The organism is Roseovarius sp. (genome assembly GCF_018066915.1).
Taxonomy (GTDB): domain Bacteria; phylum Pseudomonadota; class Alphaproteobacteria; order Rhodobacterales; family Rhodobacteraceae; genus Roseovarius.
Genome location: NZ_JAGPVV010000226.1, coordinates 1 through 6400, shown reverse-complemented (window position 1 = coordinate 6400; position 6400 = coordinate 1). Strand labels below are relative to the sequence as shown.

Sequence of the window (6400 nt, the reverse complement as noted above, 5' to 3'; positions counted from 1 at the left end):
GGTCAAACGCTCGCGTGGGGTGGCCAAGCAGTTGAGCGGCGGTGTGGCCCACCTGATGAAGAAGAACAAGGTCACGGTTGTGATGGGTGCGGCCACGTTGCCTGCCAAGGGTAAGGTCAGCGTCAAGACCGAGAAGGGCACTGAAGAGCTGGAGGCCAAGCATATCATTCTGGCCACTGGTGCGCGGGCGCGTGAGTTGCCGGGGCTCGAGGCGGATGGCGATCTGGTGTGGACCTACAAGCACGCGCTGGTGCCGCAGCGGATGCCCAAGAAGCTGTTGGTGATTGGCTCTGGCGCAATTGGGATCGAATTTGCCAGCTTCTACAATACGCTTGGGGCCGAGACCACGGTGGTCGAGGTGATGGAGCGCATCCTGCCGGTCGAGGATGCCGAGATTTCCGCCTTTGCCAAGAAGGCGTTCACCAAGCAGAAAATGAAGATCATGGAAAAGGCCATGGTCAAGCAGTTGGATCGTGGCAAGGGCAAAGTCACCGCGCATATCGAGGTGGGTGGCAAGGTCGAGCAGCACGAGTTTGACACGGTCATCTCTGCCGTGGGGATCGTCGGTAATGTCGAGGGGCTGGGCCTGGAGGCGCTGGGCGTCAAGATCGACCGCACCCATGTGGTGACGGATGAATATTGCCGCACCGGGGTGGACGGTCTCTATGCGATTGGCGACATCGCGGGCGCGCCCTGGCTGGCGCATAAGGCGAGCCATGAGGGCGTGATGGTGGCCGAGTTGATCGCGGGCGGGCATCCGCACCCGGTCAAACCCGAGAGCATCGCAGGCTGCACCTATTGCCATCCGCAGGTGGCGAGCGTGGGTCTGACCGAGGCCAAGGCCAAGGAAAAGGGCTATGCCGTCAAGGTGGGCCGGTTCCCGTTCATCGGCAATGGCAAGGCGATTGCGCTGGGCGAGCCGGAGGGCATGATCAAGACGGTGTTCGATGCCAAGACCGGCGAGCTCTTGGGCGCGCATATGGTGGGCGCCGAGGTCACGGAATTGATCCAAGGCTATGTGGTGGGTCGCCAGTTGGAGACCACCGAAGAAGACCTGATGAACACGGTGTTCCCGCATCCCACGCTGAGCGAGATGATGCATGAAAGCGTGCTCGATGCCTATGATCGGGTGATCCACATTTGAGTTTTGGGCGCGCCCGGATCAGGGCGCGTCGTTGAAACTCCACCGCGCACGGCGGGGCACGCGCACCGCGAGCATGGGCTTGAGCAGGCCCATGCGAAAGCGGGTGAGGTCGAGCGCCTCATGCACGCCCACGGTTTCTTCGCCATCCAGTCGCGTCTTGACCGCCGAGCGGCTGTAAAAGGGCGCATCAAGCATCGGTTTCACCTGATGCGGCTGATACCCGGCATCGGCGCGGGTGTCGCGTGCGACCTGCCAGAGACTGCGCCGCATTGGCACCTTGGGCGGGAGCGCGATGCCTTCGGCCCGGCCATCCGCGTCGAAATGCACCGCCGTGGCGAGCGATGAGCCATCCATCCGCACCGCGTCGTAAAAGCAGGTAGAGCCGCCGCGCACCGGATAGCGCCCCCAGGTCCAGTATTTGAAATCCTGTTCCAGAGCACGGGTGCCGAAATTGGCGTCGAAATAGCCGTGCCCCTGCCATTGCCAGCCGGGCGCGTCCAGATCGACCTCGATGGTCGAAGTGGGGCCGAAGGGGCGCCAGATATGGGTGCCCTCGGGGGTGAGCGGGAGTTCCACTTGTGTGAGCGCCGTTGGGGTCACGGTGATGCGCCCGCGCACGCGGGAAACGAGCGGGGGCGACGAGATTTCATTGATCTCGATGATCAGGCGACCATCCTCCCACCGCATCGACGAGGGGCCGACGGTCAGGCAATCGCGGCTCTGCCGCAGGGCCGATGCGCCCCGGTCGGTCATGGTAAAGCGTCCGCCGGGCCCATAGGTGGCGACGTTGATGCAGACATGGTTGGCCGGATTGCGCCGCCCTGACCACGCATACCACGGCGAGAACACCGAACCGATGAAGCCGATCACGCTGACGGCGCGCCCGCCATCATCGCTCAGGCCGTCGATATACCACCAGGCATAGCCATTGGAGGGCACGTCGAGATCGAAATTCGGTCGTTCAAGATCGCCTCTGCCGCGTGCCGGGCGGAGAGCGTGGCCATTGGCACCCCCGCCCCCGGATGGGCCCCGCCCCCCGCGAGATAGAGACCCCGGATCGGCGTGCGCGCCGTGGGCCGCTTGAGCCCCGCCGTCATGCCGTGCGGGCTCTGCCCGTAGAGCGATCCGAGAGAGGCGGGAAACATCCGGTCGAACCGCGCCGGTGTCGTCAGCGTCCCCTCGCCCGGCAAGGGATTGAAGCGCAGGCCAAAAGCCGCGAGGGTCTGAAAGGTCCGGGTGTGACATGAGGCGAAATCCTCGGCTGTTTGGGTGAGGCCATCAAGCGGTGGCGCGTTGAGAATGATCTCGAACCGCTCGCGATGGGGCGGGTGTTCGGGCAGGCCGCGATCCTGTGCGCAGACGTAGATCGTGGGGTCGCGCGGGCAGCGCCCAGCCCTCAGATCTTCGAATTCGCTGCGGGCGTCGGCGGCGAAAAATACGTTGTGATGCGCAAGGTCGGGGCCAGAGGGCGTTGCGGCAAAGGCCCAGACCTGTGCCGAGAGGCTGCGCGGCAGTTTCATCGTCTGAGGGGCGACCGCAGTCGCGGCAGGCCCGAGCAAGCCCGAGGCAAGGGCGCGGGGATCACCGTTGAAGAGGATATGCTCTGCCGCAAGCCGCGTGCCATCGCCGAGGGTGACACCGCGCACCTGTGCACCCTCGGTCTCGATCCGCGAGACATGGGTGCCGTAATGGAAATGCGCGCCCTTGGCGCTGGCGAGAGTTGCGAGGCTCTGAGCAAGTCGGTGCATGCCGCCGCGCACCACCCACACGCCCGCCGCCTCGGCCTGCCAGATCAGCGACAGAAGCGCCGGGGACTGATAGGGCGAGCCGCCGACATAGGTGGCGTAGCGGCCAAAGAGCTGTCTGAGGCGGGGATCGTCGAACTGGCGCGCGAGGCTCTGCGCCAAGGTCGAGAGCGGGGCCATGGCGGGGATCAGGTTAGGTTGCCGGGCCACGGTTGCGGCGAGGGCTAGAGAGGAGGGCGCGGCCGCCTGCATCATCGGGGCATCAAAAGCCGCGAAGAGGCGGCGCGCGCGGGCGCAAAAGCGGGTGAATTGCCGGGCGGCGCGGTCGCCCGCGAAATCATGGATTGCGGCCCGGCTCCGCGCTTCGTCGGCAAAGAGATCAAGGCGGCTGCCATCGGGCCAGAAATGGCGGGCGAGGATGTCTTGGGGCACGAGGTCGATGTGATCCTCGAGCCGCGTGCCGACGCTGGCAAAGAGCGCATCGAAGACGCCGCGCATCGTGAGCACGGTGGGTCCGGCATCGACCGGGCCTGCGTCCGAGGGGAAAGCACGCATCTTGCCGCCGGGGCCTGCGTGCCGCTCGAGGACCGTGACGGCGAGACCGGCATGGGCCAAGCGCAGCGCTGCGGCCAAACCCGCGATCCCGGCGCCGACCACCAGGACCCGGTCGCGCGTGTCCAGAAGGGGCGTGTCCGATTTCATAACGCGATTGTTGACTCGCGCGGGCAATGTGTCCAGTATGATTTACACATATGGTGTCAGATTTGTGAGACATTCGGCGAAAAGGAGCGGCTATGCCCATCGAGACCCGCATTGAGGCGGCCATTGCGCAGGCGATTGCGCGCGGCCAAGCGGGGCAGACCCCGGCCCGATTGGCTGATGCCCTCGATTACGCCACCAGTCCCGGTGGCGCGCGCATTCGCCCGACGATTCTGATGTCTGTGGCGATGGCCTGTGGCGATGACCGGCCGGAGTTGAGCGATGCCGCCGCCGCCGCGCTGGAAATCATGCATTGCGCGAGCCTCGTGCATGACGATTTGCCCTGTTTCGACGATGCCGATTTGCGGCGGGGCAAGCCCTCGGTGCATCGGGCCTATTCCGAGCCGCTGGCGGTGCTGGCGGGGGATGCGCTGATCATCATGTCCTTTGAAATTCTGGCCCGTGTGGCGGACCGCGATGCGGCGCGCGCCAATGCGCTGATCCTGGCGCTGGCGCGGCGCAGCGGAATGCCCAATGGAATTTGTGCAGGCCAAGGCTGGGAGAGCGAGCCGACGGTTGATCTTGAGGCTTATCACCGCTCCAAGACCGGGGCGCTCTTTATTGCGGCCACGCAGATGGGGGCCATTGCAGCGGGGCACGAGCCTGAGCCGTGGTATGAGTTGGGTGCGCGTATCGGGGCGGCGTTTCAGGTGGCGGACGATCTGCGCGATGCGCTGCTCGATGCCGAGACATTGGGCAAGCCGGTGGGGCAGGATGATCTGCATGGGCGGCCCAATGCGGTGGCGGAACTGGGCGTGACAGGGGCCGTGACGCGGCTCAAGGATATTCTGGCGGGGGCGATTTCGTCGATCCCGTCCTGCCCCGGCGAGGCGCGGCTGGCCAAGATGGTGCAGATGCAAGCCGAGCGAATCATCTCTGTGCTGCCCGCGCGTATGCGGGCCTGACATGGCTGTGGCGGGCGATGTGCCCGAACGCAGGGCGGTGCCACGGGGCGGTTGGCTGACACGGCTGATCGCCAATCCGCGGTTTCAGCACTGGGCCAGCGGATTTGCCCTGACGCGCGGCATTGCACGGCGCGATGGGGCCGAGATTTTCGATATAGTCCAAGGGTTTGTGCAGTCGCAGGTGCTATCTGCACTGGTCGAGCTGGACCTTTTGCATCACTTGGCCGAAGGGCCGGAAGCACCTGCTGTGCTCGCCCGGCGGGCGGGTCTGACAGAGGATCGCATGGCGATTCTCCTTCAGGCGGGGGCGGCGCTTGGCCTGCTGCGGCGGCGGCGCGACGGGCGTTTTGCGCTGGCGCGCAAAGGGGCGGCGATTCTGGGTGTGCCGGGGCTCGAGGCGATGATTCGCCATCACCGCGCCTTTTACGCCGATATGGCCGATCCGGTGGCGCTGTTGCGCGGGCAGGGCGAGACCGAGTTGGCGCGATTCTGGCCCTATGTCTTTGGCGCGGCGGCGGAAATGGAGCCGGAGGTGGCGCGGCGCTACTCCGATCTCATGGCGCAATCGCAGGGGTTGGTGGCGCAGGATGTTCTGCGGATGATTCCCTTGAAACAGACGCGCCATCTGCTCGATATCGGCGGGGGAAGCGGGGCGTTTCTCGCCGCTGTTGCGGCACGTTACCCGGATGTGCGCCTGACACTCCTGGATCTGCCCGAGGTTATTCCCTCTGCCCATGCGCGATTGTCAGAGGCGGGGCTGAGTGCGCGGTTGACACTCGTTCCAGGCTCTTTTCGCACAGATCCGCTGCCGGAGGTGGCCGATACGATCTCGCTTATCCGGGTGCTTTATGACCATGACGACGCCACGGTAAGGGCGCTGTTGGCCAAGGTGCATGCCGCCTTGCCTGTCGGTGGGCGGTTGATCGTGGCCGAGCCGATGGCCGGTGGCGCGCGGCCCGAACGGGCGGGCGATGTCTATTTTGCCTTTTATACCATGGCGATGGGCACAGGGCGCGCGCGCTCTGCGGCGCGCATTGCCGAGATGTGTCGGGCGGCGGGGTTCACGGATATCCGCATTCCCCATAGCCCGCGCCCCTTCGTCACCAGTGCCTTAAGCTGTGTAAAGAACGCGTGACGAAAATAATTCTGACAGTGTAAAGAAAGATTGACACTTTAGCCTGTCCCGCTACACTTACAGGTAAGAGGAATCCAAAATCTGACAGTGTCAGACAGGGACAGGAGGCTACCATCGAAACCCGCGCCGTTCATCTCAGAGGTCCAGAAGATCTCTCGGTTGACAGTCTGACGCTCAAGGCGCCGGGGGCCGGGGATCTGGTGGTCGATGTGACCCATTCGGGGATTTCTACTGGCACGGAAAAGCTGTTCTGGTCGGGGCAGATGCCTCCGTTCCCCGGTATGGGCTATCCGCTGGTGCCCGGTTACGAGGCTGCTGGTGAGGTGGTCGAGGCCGGAGCCGGCACAGGCTACAAGCCTGGCGATCATGTGTTCGTGCCCGGTGCCGATTGCTACGAAGGGGCCTTTGGTCTCTTTGGCGGTGCCTCGGCGCGGCTTGTGACCAAAGCGTCGCGGGTCTGCCGAATCGATGCAGGGTTCGGGGCCGAAGGCGCGCTTTTGGCGCTCGCGGCGACGGCGCGGCACGCGATGGCGGGTCTCGACAAGGCGGTGCCTGATCTTATCGTGGGGCATGGTGTTCTGGGCCGGTTGCTGGCGCGGTTGACGATTGCAGCGGGTGCACCGGCGCCCACCGTCTGGGAAACGCAGGCTGGGCGCAGCACAGGCGCGCAGGGCTATCCGGTGATCCATCCCGATACCGACACGCGCCGCGA

At 65.0% G+C, this 6400-nt stretch carries 6 protein-coding genes; 4 read left to right on the top strand and 2 right to left on the bottom strand.

Annotation, left to right across the window (positions count from 1 at the left end):
- The coding region (gene lpdA, locus KBT70_RS12675) for a dihydrolipoyl dehydrogenase (RefSeq protein ID WP_296633921.1) at positions 1 to 1144 on the top strand (1144 nt) is incomplete at its 5' end.
- An 18-nt stretch (positions 1145 to 1162) separates the two neighbouring features.
- Here lpdA and crtC read toward each other — a convergent pair.
- Together crtC and crtD are read right to left on the bottom strand one after the other, a co-directional pair.
- Complete coding sequence (crtC, locus tag KBT70_RS12670) at positions 1163 to 2044, bottom strand: carotenoid 1,2-hydratase (protein WP_296633928.1); 882 nt, start codon at positions 2042 to 2044, stop codon at positions 1163 to 1165.
- Complete coding sequence (gene crtD, locus KBT70_RS12665; protein WP_296633918.1) at positions 2041 to 3591, bottom strand: 1-hydroxycarotenoid 3,4-desaturase CrtD; 1551 nt, start codon at positions 3589 to 3591, stop codon at positions 2041 to 2043. The genes crtC and crtD overlap by 4 nt, the downstream gene beginning before the upstream one ends.
- A gap of 92 nt (positions 3592 to 3683) precedes the next feature.
- Here crtD and KBT70_RS12660 point away from each other — a divergent pair, with 92 nt between their 5' ends.
- From KBT70_RS12660 to bchC, 3 genes are all read left to right on the top strand, one after another.
- Positions 3684 to 4553, top strand: coding sequence for a polyprenyl synthetase family protein (locus KBT70_RS12660; RefSeq protein ID WP_296633915.1), 870 nt, complete (start codon positions 3684 to 3686; stop codon positions 4551 to 4553).
- Position 4554: 1 nt separating this feature from the next.
- The gene (locus tag KBT70_RS12655; protein ID WP_296633912.1) at positions 4555 to 5688 is read left to right on the top strand and encodes a methyltransferase; all 1134 of its coding nucleotides are present in this window, start codon (positions 4555 to 4557) and stop codon (positions 5686 to 5688) included.
- 113 nt (positions 5689 to 5801) lie between these two features.
- Positions 5802 to 6400: chlorophyll synthesis pathway protein BchC (gene bchC, locus KBT70_RS12650; RefSeq protein WP_296633924.1), on the top strand; the 599-nt coding region annotated here is incomplete at its 3' end.